This window comes from Streptomyces triticisoli (genome assembly GCF_003270085.1).
Taxonomy (GTDB): domain Bacteria; phylum Actinomycetota; class Actinomycetes; order Streptomycetales; family Streptomycetaceae; genus Streptomyces; species Streptomyces triticisoli.
In genome coordinates this window covers 1-18,632 of record NZ_QFDQ01000036.1, presented here as the reverse complement: position 1 = coordinate 18,632, position 18,632 = coordinate 1, and the positions used below count along the sequence as shown (strand labels likewise).

The window sequence follows — 18,632 nt, the reverse complement described above, 5'->3', positions numbered from 1 at the left end:
TGCGCCTCGCGTCGGTGGGGTCAGTCGATCTCGACGAGCAGGTCGCCGCCCTCCACCTGCTGGATGCGGTTGATGGCCAGCCTGGTCACCCGGCCCGACTTCGGTGCGGTGATGGCGGCCTCCATCTTCATCGCCTCGATGGTGGCCACGGTCGCGCCGGCCTCCACCTCGTCGCCCTCGGCGACCGCGAGGGTCACCACGCCGGCGAACGGGGCCGCGACATGGCCGGGGTTGGTCCGGTCGGCCTTCTCGGTGACGGGCACGTCGGAGGCCGCGGTGGCGTCGCGTACCTGGATGGGCCGGAGCTGGCCGTTCAGGGTGGACATCACGGTGCGCATGCCGCGTTCGTCGGCCTCGCCGATCGCCTGGAGCTCGATCAGGAGCCGTACGCCGGGCTCGAGGTCGACGGCGTACTCCTTGGCGGGGCGCAGCCCGTAGAAGAAGTCCTTGCTGTCCAGCACGCTGGTGTCGCCGTAGCTCTGGCGGTGGGCCTCGAAGTCCCGGGTCGGGCCGGGGAACAGCAGCCGGTTGAGGGTGGAGCGGCGGGACTTCTCCAGGCCCTCGCGGTCCTCGGCGGTCAGCTCCGTCACGGGCTTGGCCTGTGCGCGGCCCTTGAGCGCCTTGGTGCGGAACGGCTCCGGCCAGCCGCCGGGCGGGGTGCCCAGCTCGCCGCGGAGGAAGCCGATGACGGAGTCGGGGATGTCGAAGCGGTCCGGGGCCGCCTCGAAGTCCTCCGGTGCCACGCCGGCGCCCACCAGGTGCAGGGCGAGGTCGCCGACCACCTTGGACGAGGGGGTGACCTTGACCAGGCGGCCCAGGATGCCGTCGGCGGCGGCGTACATCGCCTCGATGTCCTCGAAGCGGTCGCCGAGGCCGAGTGCGACCGCCTGGGTGCGCAGGTTGGACAGCTGGCCGCCGGGGATCTCGTGGTGGTAGACGCGTCCGGTGGGTGAGGCCAGGCCCGCCTCGAACGGGGCGTAGATCTTGCGGACGCTCTCCCAGTACGGCTCCAGGTCGCCGACGGCCTGCAGGTCCAGGCCGGTGGGGCGGTCGGAGTGGTCGGTGGCGGCGACGATCGCCGACAGCGACGGCTGGGAGGTGGTGCCGGCCATCGACGCGACCGCGCCGTCCACGGCGTCGGCGCCGGCCTGGATCGCGGCGAGGTAGGTGGCGAGCTGGCCGCCCGCGGTGTCGTGGGTGTGCAGGTGCACCGGCAGGTCGAACTCGCGGCGCAGCGCCGACACCAGCGTGGCGGCGGCGGGGGCGCGCAGCAGTCCCGCCATGTCCTTGATGGCCAGGACGTGCGCTCCGGCGGCCACGATCTGCTCGGCCAGGCGGAGGTAGTAGTCCAGGGTGTAGAGGCGCTCGGAGGGGTCGGAGAGGTCTCCGGTGTAGCACAGGGCGACCTCGGCGACAGCCGTCCCGGTCTCGCGTACGGCGTCGATGGCCGGCCGCATCTGGCCGACGTCGTTGAGGGCGTCGAAGATGCGGAAGATGTCGATGCCGGTGGCGGCGGCCTCCTGGACGAAGGCGTCGGTCACCTCGGTCGGGTACGGGGTGTAGCCCACGGTGTTGCGGCCGCGCAGCAGCATCTGCAGGCAGATGTTGGGCGCCGCCTCGCGCAGGGCGGCCAGCCGCTCCCAGGGGTCCTCGGCGAGGAAGCGCAGGGCGACGTCGTAGGTGGCGCCGCCCCAGCACTCCAGGGACAGCAGTTGGGGCAGGGTCCGTGCCACCACCGGGGCGGCGGCCAGCAGGTCCTTGGTGCGCACCCTCGTGGCGAGCAGGGACTGGTGGGCGTCGCGGAAGGTGGTGTCGGTGACGCCGATGGTCGGCGACTGGCGCAGCCGGCGGGCGAAGCCTTCGGGGCCGAGTTCGACGAGCAGCTGCCGGGAGCCCGCGGGCGGCTCGCCGTCGGGCAGCGGCGGCAGCTTGGTGACCGGGTCGACGGAGTCGGGCCGCTCGCCGTGGGGCCTGTTCACCGTGACGTCGGCGAGGTAGGTGAGCAGCTTGGTGCCGCGGTCGGCGGAGGAGCGGGAGGTCAGCAGGTGAGGGCGCTGCTCGATGAAGGAGGTGGTGACCCGGCCGGCCTGGAAGTCGGGGTCGTCGAGGACGGCCTGCAGGAACGGGATGTTGGTGGCGACGCCGCGGATGCGGAACTCGGCCACGGCGCGCCGGGCCCGGCCGATCGCGGTCTTGAGGTCCCGGCCGCGGCAGGTGAGCTTGACGAGCATCGAGTCGAAGTGCGCGCTGATCTCCGTGCCGGCGTGGGTGGTTCCGCCGTCCAGGCGGATGCCCGAGCCGCCGGGCGAGCGGTAGGCGCTGATCCGGCCGGTGTCCGGGCGGAATCCGTTGGCGGGGTCCTCGGTGGTGATACGGCACTGCAGGGCGGCGCCGCGCAGGGTGATGGCGTCCTGGGAGAGGCCGAGGTCGGCCAGGGTCTCGCCGGCGGCGATGCGCAGCTGGGCCTGGACCAGGTCGACGTCGGTGACCTCCTCGGTCACCGTGTGCTCGACCTGGATGCGCGGGTTCATCTCGATGAAGACGTGGTTGCCGTCCCGGTCGAGCAGGAACTCCACGGTGCCCGCGTTGCGGTAGCCGATCTCGCGGGCGAAGCGGACCGCGTCGGCGCAGATCCGCTCCCGCAGTTCGGGGTCGAGGTTCGGCGCGGGGGCGAGCTCGATGACCTTCTGGTGACGGCGCTGCAGCGAGCAGTCGCGTTCGAACAGGTGGATGACGTCGCCCTGCCCGTCGGCGAGGATCTGCACCTCGATGTGGCGCGGGTCGACGACGGCCTTCTCCAGGAAGACGGTGGCATCGCCGAACGCGGACGCCGCCTCGCGGGAGGCGGCCTCGATGGACTCGCGCAGCGCGGCCGGGTCCTCGACCCGCCGCATGCCGCGCCCGCCGCCGCCGGCGACCGCCTTGACGAACACGGGGAAGCCGATGTCCTCCGCGGCGCGGACCAGTTCGTCGACGTCCGTGGAGGGTGCCGAGGAGCCGAGCACCGGCACGCCGGCCGCGCGGGCGGCCGCCACCGCGCGGGCCTTGTTCCCGGTCAGCTCCAGCGTGTCGGCGTCCGGCCCGACGAAGGTGATGCCCGACTCCTCGCAGGCGCGGGCGAGTTCGGGGTTCTCGGACAGGAACCCGTAGCCCGGGTAGACGGCGTCCGCGCCCGCCCGGCGTGCGGCGCGGATGATCTCCTCCACGGAGAGGTAGGCGCGCACGGGGTGTCCCGGCTCGCCGATCTGGTAGGCCTCGTCGGCCTTGAGCCGATGCAGGGAATTGCGGTCCTCGTGCGGGAAGACCGCGACGGTTCGCGCGCCCAGTTCATAGCCGGCGCGGAAAGCACGAATCGCGATTTCGCCGCGGTTGGCGACGAGCACCTTGCGGAACATTCTCTATCCCTTCGGCCTGCCGGTGAAAGGACCATGGTGTCGGGCATGCCCTCGTCACGCCATGTGAGGCGGGCCACTCACCTCCGATTGTCCCGCGCGTGTCGCCGATTTCCCGCGGAATCGTCCGTGGTCGGTAACGGCGGGATCCGGCGGCGCTCCTTCTCCGTCCTGACCCGTGCACGGGATCACAAGGACGGCGTGGAACGGGGCGGGACATGGTGCAGCACAGCAAGCGAGGGTGGCACGGCCGGATGCTGGCGGCGGCGGTCGGGGTGACGGCGGTGGCCGCCGCGGTCTCGGTGTGGACAGCGCAGGCCGGCCCGGTCGCGGGCAAGGACAGGCGTCCGGGCGTATCGGCGCGCCCCGCCGCGCCCGGCGCCCGCCCCCAGGCCCCCGCGGGGGCCTCGGTGCCGGCGGACATCGTCCACGCCTCCGACCGCGGCGCCCGGGGTGTCAACATCACCATCGACGACGGGCCCGACCCCGTGTGGACTCCGCAGGTGCTGCGGGTGCTGCGGGACAACGAGGTGAAGGCGACCTTCTGCATGGTGGGCGCGCAGGCCGAGGCGCACCCGGACCTGGTGAAGGCGGTGGTGGCGGCCGGGCACCGGCTGTGCGACCACACGGTCTCGCACGACACCGCCATGGACACCAAGTCCGAGAGCTACCAGTCGCGGCAGATCCTGGACGCCGAGCGCATGATCACCCAGGCGTCCGGGGGCGTCCGCCCGCAGTACTACCGCGCTCCGGGCGGCGCCTTCACCCCGTACAGCCGGCAGCTCGCCGCCTCCCGGGGGATGCGGCCGCTGGGCTGGAACGTCGACACCAAGGACTTCGAACGCCCCGGCGCCGCCGCCATCGTCGCCACCGTCGAGAGCCAGATCGGCAACGGCCCGACCGTCCTGTTCCACGACGCCGGCGGAGACCGGTCCCAGACCGTCGCCGCCCTGCGCGAGGTCCTGCCCTGGCTGAAGCAGCGGGGTTACTCCTTCGGCTTCCCCGTACGCTGACGCCGCGGCGGCCGGGCGGATCAGCCGCCGAGTGCCGTCAGCACCACCTGCTTGGCCTCGTCCTGCACCTGGGAGAGGTGGTGGGGTCCCCGGAACGACTCGGCGTAGATCTTGTAGACGTCCTCGGTGCCCGAGGGGCGGGCCGCGAACCAGGCGTTCTCGGTGGTCACCTTGATGCCGCCGATGGGTGCGCCGTTGCCCGGGGCCTCGGTGAGCACGGCGGTGACCGGCTCGCCGGCGAGGGTGTCGGCGGTGACCTGGGCCGGGGACAGCTCGGCCAGGCGGGCCTTCTCCTCTCGGGAGGCCGGTGCGTCGATGCGGGCGTAGGCGGGTTCGCCGAAGCGGGCGGTGAGTTCGGTGTAGTGCTCGGACGGCGTCCTGCCGGTGACGGCCGTGATCTCGGAGGCGAGCAGGGCCAGCACGATGCCGTCCTTGTCGGTGGTCCACACCGAGCCGTCCCGGCGCAGGAACGACGCCCCGGCGGACTCCTCGCCGCCGAAACCGAGCGAGGCGTCGATCAGGCCGTCCACGAACCACTTGAAGCCGACGGGCACTTCGACCAGCCGGCGGCCCAGGTCGGCGGCGACCCGGTCGATCATGCCGGAGGAGACCAGCGTCTTGCCCACCCCCGCCTCGGCGGGCCACCGGGTGCGGTGGGCGTAGAGATAGGAGATGGCCGTGGCGAGGTAGTGGTTGGGGTTCATCAGCCCGGCGTCGGGGGTGACGATGCCGTGCCGGTCGGCGTCGGCGTCGTTGCCGGTGGCGATCCGGAAGCGGTCGCGCTGTTCGATCAGCGAGGCCATCGCGTACCGCGAGGAGCAGTCCATACGGATCTTTCCGTCCCAGTCCAGCGTCATGAAGCGCCAGGTGGGGTCGGTGAGCGGGTTGACCACGGTCAGGTCGAGCCGGTGCCGCTCGGCGATCCGGCCCCAGTAGGCGACGGAGGCTCCGCCCAGCGGGTCGGCGCCGATGCGGACGCCCGCGGCCCGGATCGCGTCGAGGTCGAGCACGCTCGGCAGGTCGGAGACGTAGGCGTCCAGGAAGTCGTAGCGGCCGGTGCCGGGCGCGGCCAGCGCCTGCCGGTAGGGGATGCGGCGTACGTCCTTCAGGCCGTCCGCGATGATCTCGTTGGCCCGGTCCTGGATCCAGGAGGTGGCGTCCGAGCCGGCCGGGCCGCCGCTGGGCGGGTTGTACTTGAAGCCGCCGTCGCCGGGCGGGTTGTGCGAGGGGGTGACGACCACGCCGTCGGCGAGGCCCGAGGTGCGGTCGCGGTTGTGCGTCAGGATCGCGTGGGAGACCGCCGGGGTCGGGGTGTAGCCGTCCGCGGTGTCGATGAGCACGGTGACGTCGTTGGCCGCGAACACCTCCAGCGCGGTGATCCGCGCCGGCTCGGACAGGGCGTGCGTGTCCGCGCCGAGGAAGAGGGGACCGTCGGTGCCCTGGCGTGCGCGGTACTCGCAGATGGCCTGGCTGGTCGCGGCGATGTGGTCGTCGTTGAAGGCGGTCGCCAGGGACGATCCGCGGTGTCCGGACGTCCCGAACGCCACCCGCTGCCCCGCCTCGGCCGGGTCGGGGTGCAGCGCGTAGTACGCCGTCACCAGTCGGGCGACGTCGATCAGGTCCTCGGGCCGGGCCGGCTTGCCCGCTCGCTCGTGCTGCATGGCACCCACGCTCCTCCTGGTCGCTCCTGCGTCCGCTGTCCACTCGCGATCTCATCTTCCCCCCTGCCGGGGAGGCGAGTCGTGGGTGTGAAGTACTCCGCTCGGGGCAGCCGGTTGCCGCGTACCGGAATCCGATCTTCCGCCAGAGTTCCCTCATGGCGTGAATGTGAGTATTGCGCATACCAGCGCATGAGCAAGGTGGCGTGGTGGTGGATGTGACACCCGACGGCCCAGCCGGGCCCGCCGGCACGGAAGAGCTGCGGGAACGCGTGACGAGCATGCCGCGGCAGGTCCGCGAGGAGCTGGTCCGCCGGCTGTGGCGGAACAAGCGCGCCCTGCGCGTGGAGGACGTTCATGTCGTCGAGCCTCCGCTGCTCAGGCGGGCGGTCGGCGCCTCCGCCCTCGGCAACTGCATGGAGTGGTTCGACTTCGGCATCTACAGCTACCTGGCCGCCACCATCGGAAAGGTCTTCTTCCCCGGCGCCTCCCCCACCGCCCAGGTGCTCTCCTCCTTCGCGACCTTCGCCGCGGCCTTCGTCGTGCGCCCGCTCGGCGGCCTGGTCTTCGGCGCGCTCGGCGACCGGCTGGGCCGGCAGAAGGTGCTCGCCACCACCGTGATCATGATGGCGGCCGGCACGTTCGCCATCGGCCTGATCCCCAGCTACGCCACGATCGGCATCGCCGCCCCGGCCCTGCTGCTGATCGCCCGCATGGTCCAGGGCTTCTCCACCGGCGGCGAGTACGGCGGCGCCACCACGTTCGTCGCCGAGTACTCCCCCGACCGCCGCCGCGGCTTCCTCTCCAGCTGGCTCGACTTCGGCACCTTCGTCGGCTACGCCCTGGGCTCCGCCCTGGTCACCCTGCTGCACTTCCTCCTCACCGACACCGAGATGATCGCCTGGGGCTGGCGGCTCCCGTTCCTGATCGCCGGCCCGCTCGGTGCGATCGGCCTGTACATGCGGATGAAACTGGAGGAGACGCCCGCCTTCCAGCAGCAACTGGACGAGCACGAGAAGAGCCTCGCCCAGAAGTCGGCGGGAAGCGAGTTCAAGACCATCATCAAGAACCACTGGGGTGCCCTGCTCATCTGCATGGGCCTGGTGCTCCTCTACAACGTCACCAACTACATGGTCACCGGCTACCTGCCCACCTACCAGACGGAGACCCTGCACCGCCCCAGCGGCTCCGCCGACGTTCTGGTGCTGGTGGGCATGGTGTGGATCGTGCTGCTGATCACCTTCATCGGCCGGCTCAGCGACCACGTCGGCCGGCGTCCGGTCTACGGCGTCGCGGCGGCCGCGATGATCGTCCTGGCCGTTCCGTCCTTCCTGCTGATCAAGATGCACGGAACCTGGCCGCCGGTCTTCGGGGTGCTGATCCTGTCCACCCTGCTGGCCTGCTTCGCCGCGCCGAGCGCCGCCACCCTGCCCTCGCTCTTCCCGACCGCGGTCCGTTACGCGGCCATGGGCATCGGCTTCAACATCTCCGTCGCCGCGTTCGGCGGTACCACTCCGCTGGCCACCGCGGCGCTGGTGCACGCCACCGGCAACGACATGATGCCCGCGTTCTATCTGATGGCGGCCGGCGTCATCGGACTGGTGACCGTGAAGTTCCTGCCCGAGAGCGCCCAGGTGCCGCTCAACGGCTCCCAGCCGATGGTGGGTTCCGTGGAGGAGCGCAGAGAACTGGTCACCGCCTCCCAGGCTCTGTACGCCCACGCCCACAGCCGGTCGTGACCCGTCACCGCCGGGCAGCGGGGGCGCCCGTGTTCGTCCTCGCCGTCGCGCATGGGAGAGTGGGAACACGTAAGGGGTACAGGGGTGTGCCGGGGAGGAAGACCAGTGCCAGAAGAGCGCGCGAAGCGTTCGGGCAAGTCACGTCTCGCGCTGGTCGCGCTGCTCGTCGGTCTGGGCATGTGGCTGGGCGTGGTGTGCTACTCCATCGCGACCGAGGCCCCGCCCGGCGCGCCGAGCCTGGCCGCCCTGGCCGGCAGGGTCGAGAAGGCCGCGGACGGCAGGGACGCGGACGCCCTACAGTCCCTGTTCGACGAGGACACCGTCCCCGACGACTACGCCGCCGGCTACCTCGGCCGGCTGGGAGAGCATCCGCCTCCGTTGCGTGCACAGGTGGGACACCGGGGCGGCCACGACTTCGTGCTGCTGCGCTCCGCGCGGGACGACTCCCTGTGCACGGCCTGGCACGTCACCGAGCGGGACGGCCGCCGGCTGCTCGACGGCGTTCCGCCGGCCGAGGACCTGTGCTCCCGCTGACCTTCCTCCCCTCTCTTTTCTCTTTCCTCCGGCCCCTTTCCTCCGGGCCCTTTCCTCCGGGCCGCTGCGGATGCAGTCGGCACAGCGGTCGGTCATTCTGGGAGGGAACGACAGCGCAAAGGAGTACGCGATGGGCATGCTGGACAAGCTCAAGGGGCTGATGAAGGGACACGAGGAGCAGGCCGGCAAGGGCATCGACAAGGCCGGTGACTACGTCGACGAGCGGACCCAGGGCAAGTACAGGAGCCAGGTCGACACCACTCAGGAAAAGCTCAGGGAACAGCTCGGCGGGCAGGACCCCGACCAGGACCAGCCGCCACGCTGACCCTCTCCGGAAGGGCCCGTTCAGGGCCGGGCGACGGCGAGGACGAGGACCCCCACCGCGGCCAGGACGGCCAGGGCGGTCAGTACGAACGCCAGACACCGTGCCCGCAGCTGCCGGTAGCGCTCCTCGTACTCGCCGCGCAGCGCGCGGCACCGGTCGGCGATCCGCTGCAGGTCCGCCCGCGCCCGCACCAGGCAGTCACGGACGTAGTGCTCCTCGATCTCCTCGCGCTGCGCGGTGGTCAGCCACTGCATCGGCTCGGTGAAGGCACGGGCCCGCCGCTCGGCCTCGGCGACGCGGGCCTGCCACAGCAGATAGCCCTCGACCTGGTTGACCACCTCGGTGGACTTGACCGGCTTGCCGTCCGGGCGGTCGGCCGCGCCCGTCATCTCGGCAGGCCCAGGTTCTCCCGCTTGTCCGCGATCGAGACCTCGGGGTGGTGCAGGTCGAAGGCCGGGGACTCGCTGCGGATCAGGGGCAGGGTGACGAAGTTGTGCCGGGGCGGCGGGCAGGAGGTCGCCCACTCCAGGGAGCGGCCGTAGCCCCAGGGGTCGTCCACGCCGACCTTCCGGCCGTACTTGGCCGTCTTCCACACGTTGTAGAGGAACGGCAGCACCGACAGTCCCAGCAGGAACGAGCCGATGGTGGAGACCTCGTTGAGGGTCGTGAAGCCGTCGGCCGCCAGGTAGTCGGCGTACCGGCGCGGCATGCCCTCCGCGCCCAGCCAGTGCTGGACCAGGAACGTGGTGTGGAAGCCGACGAACAGCATCCAGAAGTTCATCTTGCCCAGACGCTCGTCGAGCATCTTGCCGGTCCACTTCGGCCACCAGAAGTAGAAGCCGGAGAACATCGCGAAGACGACCGTGCCGAAGACCACGTAGTGGAAGTGGGCCACCACGAAGTAGCTGTCGGTGACGTGGAAGTCCAGCGGCGGCGAGGCCAGGATGACGCCGGTCAGGCCGCCGAAGAGGAAGGTGATCAGGAAGCCGACCGCCCACAGCATCGGCGTCTCGAGGGAGAGTGAACCCCTCCACATGGTGCCTGTCCAGTTGAAGAACTTCACCCCGGTCGGGATCGCGATGAGGAACGACATGAAGGCGAAGAACGGCAGCAGCACCCCACCGGTCGCGAACATGTGGTGCGCCCACACCGTCAACGACAGACCCGTGATGGCGATGGTCGCGCCGATCAGGCCGACGTAACCGAAGATCGGCTTGCGGGAGAAGACCGGGATGACCTCGGTGATGATGCCGAAGAACGGCAGCGCGATGATGTACACCTCGGGGTGCCCGAAGAACCAGAACAGGTGCTGCCACAGCAGCGCACCGCCGTTGGCCGAGTTGAAGATCTGGGCGCCGAACTTGCGGTCCGCCTCCAGCGCCAGCAGCGCCCCCGCCAGCACGGGGAAGACCAGGATCGCCAACACGCTGGTGAGCAGCACGTTCCAGGTGAAGATCGGCATGCGGAACATGGTCATGCCCGGCGCGCGCATGCAGATGATCGTGGTGATGAAGTTGACCGAGCCGAGGATGGTGCCGAAGCCCTGCAGGGCCAGCCCCATGATCCACAGGTCGCCGCCGAGGTAGGGCGTGTGCATCGAGTCGGTCAGCGGGGAGTAGCCGAACCAGCCGAAGTCGGCGGCGCCCTGCGGGGTGAGGAAGCCGCTCACCGCGATGAGCGAGCCGAACAGGTACAGCCAGTAGGCCAGCATGTTCAGCCGCGGGAAGGCCACGTCCGGGGCGCCGATCTGCAGTGGCATGATCCAGTTCGTGAAGCCGACGAACAGCGGCGTCGCGAACATCAGCAGCATGATCGTGCCGTGCATCGTGAACGCCTGGTTGTACTGCTCCGTCGACACGATCTGCAGACCCGGACGGGCCAGCTCCGCGCGCATCACCAGCGCCAGGGCACCGCCGAACAGGAAGAACAGGAATGTGGTGATCAAGTAGAGCGAACCGATCGTCTTGTGATCGGTCGTCGTCACCCACTTCACCACCACGGCACCGGGCCGCAGGCGACGACGGGGAGCGGCGGTTTCCCGCGTGGGGTGCTGAACGTCTGTCATGCGGCCCGTAACACGCTTTCTCTCAAGAGATGGGTACGTGATAGGTCCACGCGGTGTCCCGCAGGGCCCAGGAGCATCCTTCCGCCTCGCGCCGCCGAACCCGCGGCCACCCTCACTCCGATGGAGCAATGCCCGGCGCATTGCACCCGATTGGCCCACACCCCGCGCGGTCACGGCCGCCGGTGCCGCCTACTGGACGGCGTACGGCGGCAGCTGTGCCGGGCGTACAGGGCCACCGTGAAGCGGCCCGGCATGATCCAGGTGACCGAGGACGCCTCCGCCGCGGCGCGGGCGCCTGCATGCCGGTGTCGTTCACGATGATGGCCGAGCACATGCCGGCCGGCCGCCGCGCCCGGGCCAGCACCCTGACCATGGCCGGCTACCACACCGGTGCCGTGATCACCTCGCTGCTGGCCCTGCAGTTCACCGGCGACTGGCCTCTGTGGTTCTACGTCGCCGGCCTCGTCGTCGCCGCCATCCAGTGGTTCCGGCTGCCGGAGTCGGAGGCCTTCGTCCAGGCCAAGGAGGCCACCAGCGCCCAGCGGGTGCCGCTCACCGAGCTGCTCAAGCCGGCCTGCCTGCGCGCGGGCATCGGCATCTGGGGCACGTCCTTCATGGGGCTGCTGCTGGTCTACGGCCTGAACACCTGGCTGCCCAAGCTCATGAACGACGCCGGCTACCCCGTCCCCACGGCCGTCGCCCAGCTCCTCGTCCTCAACGTCGGCGGTGTCGTCGGCCTGGTCATCGGAGGCTTCGCCACCGACCAGCACGGTATCAAGGGCACCACGCTCGCCTGGTTCGGGGCGTCGGCGCTGATGCCGACCTGTCTGATTATCAGGATGAAGAGCAACCTGATACTCAACACCGTCGTCTTCTTCACCGGCGTGTTCGTCTTCTCCGCCATGGTGCTCGTCTACGCCTGCGTGACCAGCTACTACCCGGCCTCGGTGCGCAGCACCGCCCTCGGCTCGGCCTCCGGCATCGGCCACCCCTGGGGCACCTACTTCTTCGCCGCGGTCGCGGTCCTCGGCTTCCTCGCCGTACTGACCCTGCCGCGCCGGCCGGGTCCGGTCAGCGGGCGGCGGTGGGTTCCGGGAGGGGGAATTCCGCCCAGATCACCTTGCCCTGGGGTGAGTAGCGGGTGCCCCAGCGCTCGGTCATCCGGGAGACCAGGAACAGGCCGCGGCCGCCCTCCTCGGTCGTGGCGGCATAGCGCAGGTGCGGTGAGGTACTGGTGCCGTCGGAGACCTCGCAGATCAGGGTGCGGTCGTGGATCAGGCGGACGTGGATCGGCTCGCAGCCGTAGCGGATGGCGTTGGTGACGAGTTCGCTCAGGACGAGTTCCATGCTGAAGTCCAGCTCGGACAGGCCCCACTCGTCGAGCTTGCCGGTGGCGGCGAGGCGTATCCCGGCGACGGCGGCCGGATCGGGCGGTACGTCCCAGTCGGCGACCCGGTCGGGCGGCAGCGCGTGGGTACGGGCGATGAGCAGGGCGACGTCGTCCTTGGGCCGCGACGGCAGCAGCGCGTCCAGCACGGCCCGGCAGCTCTGCTCCGGCGGCCGGTCGGGGTGTCCGGCGAGGGCCTGACACAGCAGTTCCATGCCGACGTCCAGGTCGCGCCTGCGGTCCTCGACCAGGCCGTCGGTGTAGAGGACGAGCTGGGTGCCCTCGGCGAGTTCGAGCTCGGCCGTCCTGAAGGGCATGCCGCCCAGGCCCAGGGGCGGCCCGTGCGGCAGGTCGGGGAAGGTGACGCTGCCGTCGGGGGCGACCAGGGCGGGCGCCAGGTGGCCCGCGCGTGCCATGGCGCAGCGGCGGGTCACGGGGTCGTAGATCGCGTACAGGCAGGTGGCTCCGACGACGGCCGCGGCGGCGTCCGTACAGGCCTCGTCCTGGTCGATCCGGCCGACCAGGTCGTCCAGGTGGCTCAGCAGCTCGTCGGGCGGCATGTCGAGCGTGGAGAAGTTGTGCACCGCGGTCCGCAGCCGGCCCATCGTGGCGGCGGCGTGCAGCCCGTGCCCGACCACGTCGCCCACGACGAGCGCCACCCGGCCGCCCGGCAGCGGGATCACGTCGAACCAGTCGCCGCTGACGCCCGACTGGGCGGGCAGGTAGCGGTAGCCGACCTCCAGGGCGCTCTGCTCGGGCAGGGCCCGGGGCAGCAGGCTGCGCTGGAGGGTGACCGCCAGCGCGTGCTCGCGGGCGTACCTGCGGGCGTTGTCGATGCTGACCGCGGCCCGGGCCACCAGTTCCTCGGCCAGGGACAGCTCCTCCTCGTCGAACGGGCCGTGCTCCTTGGAGCGCCAGAAGTTGGCCATGCCCAGCACGACTCCGCGGGCCTGGATCGGGGCCGAGATGAGCGAGTGGATGCCGTAGTCCACGATCGCCGCGGCGCGCTCCGGGTCCTGCGCGTGCCAGCCCGGCGCGGCGGACAGGTCCGTCACCAGCTCCAGATGCCCGGTGCCGTAGCCGCGCGCCTGGGGCGTGGAGGGGAGGAAGTCGATCAGCCGGCCCTTCTCGTACAGCGGTGAGTCGTCCTGGACGCCGCGTACGGCGATACGGCGCATGCCGGTCGCCGTGGTGGCCGGCTCCTCGCCGTGCAGGACGCCGTCGGCGAGGTCCACGGAGACGAAGTCGGCGAAGCGGGGGACGGCGACCTGGGCGAGCTCGTCGGCGGTACGGGCCACGTCGAGGGTGGTGCCGATGGCCAGCCCGGCGTCGTAGAGCAGTTCGAGCCGCTCCCGGGCGACCTCGGCCCGGCCGGAGAGGGCCTGCAGTTCGGTGGAGTCGCGCAGCGTCACCACCGTGCCCTTGGGGCCGCCGTCGCGGTCGGTGGGCCGCTGGTTGACCGCCAGCAGCCGGGCTCCGGCGAGGTGCACCTCGTCGGTGACCACCCGGCCGGAGGTGAGCAGTTCGACCGTTTCGGACTCCAGCCCCGGCAGCTGTGTCACCGGCCTGCCCTCGGCGTCCGGCGGCAGGTCCAGCAGCCGCCTGGCCTCGTCGTTCGCCAGCAGCAACCGTCCGTCGTCACCGACGATGAGCACGCCTTCGCGCACGGAGTGCAGCACCGCGTCGTGGTGGTCGTACATCCGGCTCATCTCGTCCGGCCCGAGGCTGTGGGTCTGCCGCCGCAGCCGCCTGCCCACCAGTGCCGTCACCCCGGTGGCCAGGCCGAGTGCCGCCGCCCCGCCGGCCAGGATGATCGGTAGCTGCCGGTCCACCTGGCTGGTCACGTTCTTGACCTTCAGCCCGGCGGAGACCAGGGCGACCACACGGCCTCCGGTGTTCCGGACGGGGACGGTGGCCTGGACCTCCTGGCCGAGCGGTCCGTCGACGCTTTCGATGTGGACCTTTCCGGCCAGCGACGGCCCGATGGCGCCGACGAAGCGCCGGCCGATGCGGTCGGGCAGGGGATGGGTGTAGCGGATGCCCATGGTGTCCATGACGACGATGAAGTCGACCCCCGCCGACCTGCGCCCCGCTTCGGTGAGCGGCTGGAGCACTGTCGACGGGTCGGGCGTCCGCAGCGCGGCCAGGACGCCCGGGGAGTGCGCGAAGGTCTGCGCGACGGCGACGGAACGGCGCCTGGCCTCGGCGTTGGTGTCCCGCTGCGACTGCAGCATCAGGGCGAAGACGGCGGAGGCCACCAGCAGCACCACCAGCGCCACCTGCAGCACGAACACCTGTCCGGCGACGCTTCGTGGGCTCTTTCCCGTCATCGAGCGCCACGATATGCGTCGAAGACGGGCGGATCGGTCAGCCATCCGGCCTTTTTAGCATCAACCCGCCCGAATCGTCACGGCTTGGACGTTTGATCGATCGGCAGGAGTCCTTCCTGAAAGCTGCGCGGCGGCGGGTCCCGACGCCCGGGTGCGGTTCGTCCGGCAGCGGCAGCTCGGCGCAGCAGGCCTCGCGTAGAGGTCGCGGCCGTCGAGGTGGTGCAGGTGGGGGTCCTCGGCCGCGCACTGCTGGACGGTCCGGGACGAGCCGGCCCGGACGACGGCAAGGATCAGTCCGCCGGCCGCCCGGTACCGAGGGCGGTGTGATCCGGCGCACTGGGGCCGGGCGCGTCCTCACGGAAGGGGCAGTGCGGGGGCGGGACGACCGGGAGAGGTGTGGTGGGCCGACCCTCCCGGTCGAGGCCCAGGAAGCCGTGGACCGCGGGCGTGAAGGCGCGCAGGCGCATCAGGCCGGTGTCGACCGGGTCGACACCGGTCTTGAGGCTGATCAGGCCAGCGGGGGTGTCGCACAGGAGGCGCCGATGGTGAGGGGCGTGGTGATCCAGTCGTGCTCGGTGCTCATGCTCTCAGCCGGTTGACGAGGGTGAGGGGGTCGCGGGGTTCAGGCCGGGGGCCGGTCGCGCAGCATCGTGTCGAGGCGGTCGAGGATCCACGTCCAGGTCTCCTGCGAGTCGGGGGCGCTGTGGCTGAAGCCGCCGGCCAGCTCGAGGCTGACGTAGCCGTGGAAGACGCTGCCCAGCAGGCGGACGGCGTGCGTCTGGTCCGGCTCGGTCAGGTCGTAGCCGCGCAGGATCGCGCGGGTCATCCGTGCGTGTCTGCCCCCGGCGCTCGCGGCCGCCGCCTCGGGGTCGAGCCGGAGCCGCGCCGCGGCGTAGCGGCCGGGGTGTTCGCGGGCGTAGTCCCGGTAGACGCCGGCGAAGGCGATCAGGGCGTCCCGGCCGGCCCGTCCGGCCAGCGCGTCGGCGGCCCGGTCGGCGAGCTCCTCCAGGGCGAACAGGGCGATCCTGGTCCGGAGGTCCTGGGAGCCCTTCAGATGCGAGTACAGGCTCGCGACCTTGACGTCGAACCGTCGGGCGAGCGCCGAGACGGTCACCTGGTCGAAGCCGACCTCGTCGGCCAGCTCCGCCCCGGCCCTGACCAGGCGTTCGGTGGTCAACCCCACTCGCGCCACACCGTCTCCCTCCGTAGGCCCGAAGTCGCCCTGAAACTATTCAACACTTGCCTAATTCTCTTAGGCAAACATCACCCCGAGGCAACCCGACGAGAATCTTCCGTATTGGCATGGACCTGACCACGCAGCCTGGCTAAGCTGCTCCCCGAACCGGATGAGAGCGCTCTCAGGTCGCGGTTGTTCCACCCCCACCTTGTCTGGAACGACGAAGGGCACCTTCTGTGAGACGCATCCGACTCCACCGCGTCGCCGTGGCCGCGCTCGTGCTGCTCGGCAGCTGGGCCGCGGCGGGCACCCTGCCGGCCACGGCGGCCACCTCCGCCACCGCACCCTCCGCCTCCCCCGGGCTGCTGCAGGCGATGCAGCGGGACCTGGGACTCTCCGCGCCCCGGGCGCAGGCCCGGCTGGCGGCGGAACGCACCGCCACGGCCGTGGAACCGAAGGCCCGAAAGGCCGCGGGGGCCGCCTGGGGCGGCTCGTGGTTCGACACCGAGGCCGGACGGCTCACCGTGGCCGTCACCTCCGACGCCCCCGCCTCGGCCCTGCGCGCCGTACGGTCCACCGGCGCCGCCGTCCGCACCGTCGAGCACAGCGCGCGGCAGCTCGACCTGACCAAGGCACACCTGGACCGCTCCCCCGCGCCCCGGGGCGTGAGCGCCTGGCGGGTCGACCCGGCCGCCAACACGGTGGTCGTGGACGTCGTCCGCGCCGAGCGCTCCGACAACGATGTCCGGCGCTTCCTCGCCCGGGCCCGCGAGGCCGGCCCGGTCACCGTCCGCACGGTCTCCTCGGCGCCGCGGACCTTCGCGGCCGGCACGGTCGGCGGCGACCCGTACTACACCGGCAACGCCCGCTGTTCCATCGGCTTCTCGGTGCACGGCGGCTTCGTCACCGCCGGGCACTGCGGACAGCGGGGTGCCGGGGTGCGCGGCTGGGACGGCTCCTCCATCGGCGCCTTCCAGGGCTCCTCGTTCCCCGGCGACGACTACGCCTGGGTCAGCGTCGGCGGCGGCTGGTGGACGGTCCCGGTGGTCCTCGGCTGGGGCACCGTACCGGACCAGCTGGTGCGCGGCTCCGCGGAGGCACCCGTGGGCGCCTCGGTCTGCCGCTCCGGCTCGACGACGCACTGGCACTGCGGCACCGTGCTGGCGAAGAACGAGACGGTCAACTACAGCCAGGGCGCGGTGCACCAGCTGACGAAGACCAGCGTCTGCGCCGAACCGGGCGACTCCGGCGGCTCCTTCATCAGCGGTGACCAGGCCCAGGGCGTCACCTCCGGAGGCTGGGGCAACTGCTCCGGCGGCGGCGAGACCTGGTTCCAGCCGGTCAACGAGATCCTCAACCGCTATGGCCTGACCCTGCACACGGCCTGACCCGCCGACCCCCGGCCGGGGCCGGCCGGCCCCGGCCGGAACCCCCTTGTGCACGGGTGGTGTACATGGTCAGGGCGCGGCCACGCGGCGACCCGCGTCCCGGGCGATGCGGGTCGCGGCGTACGCGGTGCCGGCCACGAAGCGCATCATCGGCCCGAACATCGGGGCGGTGAGCGAGCCGGCGAAGTACAGGCCGGGCACCGAGGACTCGAACCCCGGGCTCAGGTGCGGGGCCCTCGAGCCGGGCACGTGCCGCAGCGCACGGCGTATCCGCGGTGACAGGAAGGGAACGGCGTCCAGGTCGAGACGGTATCCCGTGGCGGCCAGCACATGGTCGACCTCGAGAACCTCCGCACGGCCGTCCGCCCCGGCGACGGTCAGCCGTACGGCGGCCCCGGCCGTCTCGGCCCGTACGACACGGCGCGATGTGCGCACCGGTACGACGCCCTCGACCCTGTCCCGCAGCCACCACCCGCCCGAGGGCCGCAGCGCGCGCCGGAACAGCAGCAGCCGGGCCGCCGGGGGCAGGCGCCGCACTCTGCCGGGCGCCCGGCAGACCGCGGCCAGGACCCAGCCGGGTCCCAGGAGCGAACGGGGCCTGCCGATCCGCCGTGCCCGGGACCGGGCCGGATCCGGTGTCGTCCCCCACAGCACGCTTCCCTCCCGGACCAGCACCTGCGTCCGGGCGCCGGCCTCGTGCAGCAGTGCGGCGCTCTCCAGGGCGGACTGGCCGCCGCCGACCACGACGACGCGCCGGCCGGCGTACCGGGACAGGTCGGTGTGCTGGCTGGTGTGGGACACCGGGGCCGTGATGCCCGGCCCCGTGGGTGCGAGCTGCAGCAACTCCCCGGGGATGTGGGCCAGTCCGTTCAGGCCGGTGGCCACGACCACGGCGCCGGCCGCGAGTTCACGGCCGTCGTCCAGCCGCACGGCGAACCCGGGACCGGACGGGGCCGGTTGGACGGACACCACCCGCGCCGGCTCCACCTCACCGACGTACCGCTTCTGGAACCACTGCCCGTAGCGGACGAACACCTCGCACGGGATCGGCGTCAGCTCGGTCAGCTCCGGTTCGCCGTGCACCCGGAGGAAGTCCGCCAGCCGCCCGCCGGGCTCCGGCGCGGACAGGTCGACGGCGTCGGGCGTCGACTTCAGGAACATCCCGGTCGCCATGGCATGCCGCCAGCTGCCCATGACCTCCCCGAACACACGCACCGGGACCCCCGCGCCCCGCAGGTGCGCGGCGACCGACAGTCCGTACGGCCCGGCGCCGACCACCACGACCGGAAGCGTCCGGTTCCCCGTGAACATCCCCTCGTGGGCAGGCCGTTGCCCCGGAAGCGACTGCGTCATGCATCCCCCCGTCGGTCCACTCGCCGCCTTCCCCAAGGCGGCGTGACACTCCGGAATGGGCGCGTCGGCACAGCACCGTCGCGCTCGTCCCCCCTCCGCCGCTCAGTGTTACCCACGGGCCGGTGCCGGAATGCGACATGGGGGTACGTTGCCGAAAAATGGTCCGACCGTTTACCCGCCGACGGCGCGGCAGCCGGACCGGCGGTCCCGGTGCCCGCTTTTCGGACGGGATCGCCGACGCCCGTCGTCCGGGCGGACGACGGGCGTCGGC

Annotated in this window: 12 protein-coding genes and 1 pseudogene; 6 read left to right on the top strand and 7 right to left on the bottom strand. The window is 71.7% G+C overall.

The genetic code is table 11. The features are described 5' to 3' along the window. Positions 1-20 precede the first annotated feature (20 nt). Complete coding sequence (locus DEP02_RS07335; RefSeq protein ID WP_112466527.1) at positions 21-3,395, bottom strand: pyruvate carboxylase; 3,375 nt, start codon at positions 3,393-3,395, stop codon at positions 21-23. A gap of 215 nt (positions 3,396-3,610) precedes the next feature. On the opposite strand from DEP02_RS07335, the gene DEP02_RS07330 reads away from it, so the two are divergent. Then, positions 3,611-4,405, top strand: coding sequence for a polysaccharide deacetylase family protein (locus DEP02_RS07330; RefSeq protein WP_112466526.1), 795 nt, complete (start codon positions 3,611-3,613; stop codon positions 4,403-4,405). 20 nt (positions 4,406-4,425) lie between these two features. Here DEP02_RS07330 and pgm read toward each other — a convergent pair whose 3' ends face one another. Continuing rightward, a complete protein-coding gene (gene pgm, locus DEP02_RS07325) occupies positions 4,426-6,066 on the bottom strand; it encodes a phosphoglucomutase (alpha-D-glucose-1,6-bisphosphate-dependent) (protein WP_112466525.1) in 1,641 nt (546 codons plus the stop codon). Positions 6,067-6,272: 206 nt separating this feature from the next. Here pgm and DEP02_RS07320 point away from each other — a divergent pair, with 206 nt between their 5' ends. From DEP02_RS07320 to DEP02_RS07310, 3 genes are all read left to right on the top strand, one after another. Further along, complete coding sequence (locus tag DEP02_RS07320) at positions 6,273-7,802, top strand: MFS transporter (protein WP_438947735.1); 1,530 nt, start codon at positions 6,273-6,275, stop codon at positions 7,800-7,802. Positions 7,803-7,907: 105 nt separating this feature from the next. Continuing rightward, positions 7,908-8,336 (top strand): hypothetical protein, encoded by a 429-nt coding sequence (locus tag DEP02_RS07315; RefSeq protein WP_112466524.1) that lies wholly within the window; start codon positions 7,908-7,910, stop codon positions 8,334-8,336. 130 nt (positions 8,337-8,466) lie between these two features. After that, positions 8,467-8,661, top strand: a complete 195-nt coding sequence (locus DEP02_RS07310) for an antitoxin (RefSeq protein ID WP_112466523.1) — start codon at positions 8,467-8,469, stop codon at positions 8,659-8,661. A gap of 20 nt (positions 8,662-8,681) precedes the next feature. Here DEP02_RS07310 and DEP02_RS07305 read toward each other — a convergent pair whose 3' ends face one another. Both DEP02_RS07305 and ctaD read right to left on the bottom strand, forming a co-directional pair. Next, complete coding sequence (locus DEP02_RS07305) at positions 8,682-9,050, bottom strand: cytochrome C oxidase subunit I (protein ID WP_112466522.1); 369 nt, start codon at positions 9,048-9,050, stop codon at positions 8,682-8,684. Further along, entirely contained in the window at positions 9,047-10,726 is a 1,680-nt protein-coding gene (ctaD, locus tag DEP02_RS07300; RefSeq protein ID WP_112466521.1) for an aa3-type cytochrome oxidase subunit I, read from the bottom strand. The genes DEP02_RS07305 and ctaD overlap by 4 nt, the downstream gene beginning before the upstream one ends. A 284-nt stretch (positions 10,727-11,010) precedes the next feature. On the opposite strand from ctaD, the pseudogene DEP02_RS07295 reads away from it, so the two are divergent. Next, positions 11,011-11,784 (top strand): annotated as a pseudogene (locus DEP02_RS07295) (MFS transporter); the annotation flags it as partial. 13 nt (positions 11,785-11,797) lie between these two features. On the opposite strand, the gene DEP02_RS07290 reads toward DEP02_RS07295, so the two are convergent. Both DEP02_RS07290 and DEP02_RS07280 read right to left on the bottom strand, forming a co-directional pair. Continuing rightward, positions 11,798-14,443, bottom strand: coding sequence for a SpoIIE family protein phosphatase (locus DEP02_RS07290; protein WP_112466520.1), 2,646 nt, complete (start codon positions 14,441-14,443; stop codon positions 11,798-11,800). 622 nt (positions 14,444-15,065) lie between these two features. Further along, positions 15,066-15,635 carry a TetR/AcrR family transcriptional regulator gene (locus tag DEP02_RS07280; RefSeq protein ID WP_112466518.1) on the bottom strand — a complete coding sequence of 190 codons (570 nt, stop codon included), beginning with the start codon at positions 15,633-15,635 and terminating at the stop codon, positions 15,066-15,068. A gap of 221 nt (positions 15,636-15,856) precedes the next feature. Between DEP02_RS07280 and DEP02_RS07275 the strand changes: the two genes are divergently transcribed. After that, positions 15,857-17,008, top strand: a complete 1,152-nt coding sequence (locus tag DEP02_RS07275; protein ID WP_112466517.1) for a S1 family peptidase — start codon at positions 15,857-15,859, stop codon at positions 17,006-17,008. Between the two features lie 69 nt (positions 17,009-17,077). Here DEP02_RS07275 and DEP02_RS07270 read toward each other — a convergent pair whose 3' ends face one another. Continuing rightward, positions 17,078-18,286 carry an FAD-dependent oxidoreductase gene (locus DEP02_RS07270; protein ID WP_232838996.1) on the bottom strand — a complete coding sequence of 403 codons (1,209 nt, stop codon included), beginning with the start codon at positions 18,284-18,286 and terminating at the stop codon, positions 17,078-17,080. Positions 18,287-18,632: the final 346 nt, after the last annotated feature.

Coding starts and splice junctions, on each gene's coding strand:
- DEP02_RS07305 (WP_112466522.1), bottom strand. CDS start 9,050: ATGACGGGCGCGGCCGACCGCCCGGACGGCAAGCCGGTCAAGTCCACC.
- ctaD (WP_112466521.1), bottom strand. CDS start 10,726: ATGACAGACGTTCAGCACCCCACGCGGGAAACCGCCGCTCCCCGTCGT.
- DEP02_RS07310 (WP_112466523.1), top strand. CDS start 8,467: ATGGGCATGCTGGACAAGCTCAAGGGGCTGATGAAGGGACACGAGGAG.
- DEP02_RS07330 (WP_112466526.1), top strand. CDS start 3,611: ATGGTGCAGCACAGCAAGCGAGGGTGGCACGGCCGGATGCTGGCGGCG.
- DEP02_RS07290 (WP_112466520.1), bottom strand. CDS start 14,443: ATGACGGGAAAGAGCCCACGAAGCGTCGCCGGACAGGTGTTCGTGCTG.
- pgm (WP_112466525.1), bottom strand. CDS start 6,066: ATGCAGCACGAGCGAGCGGGCAAGCCGGCCCGGCCCGAGGACCTGATC.
- DEP02_RS07335 (WP_112466527.1), bottom strand. CDS start 3,395: ATGTTCCGCAAGGTGCTCGTCGCCAACCGCGGCGAAATCGCGATTCGT.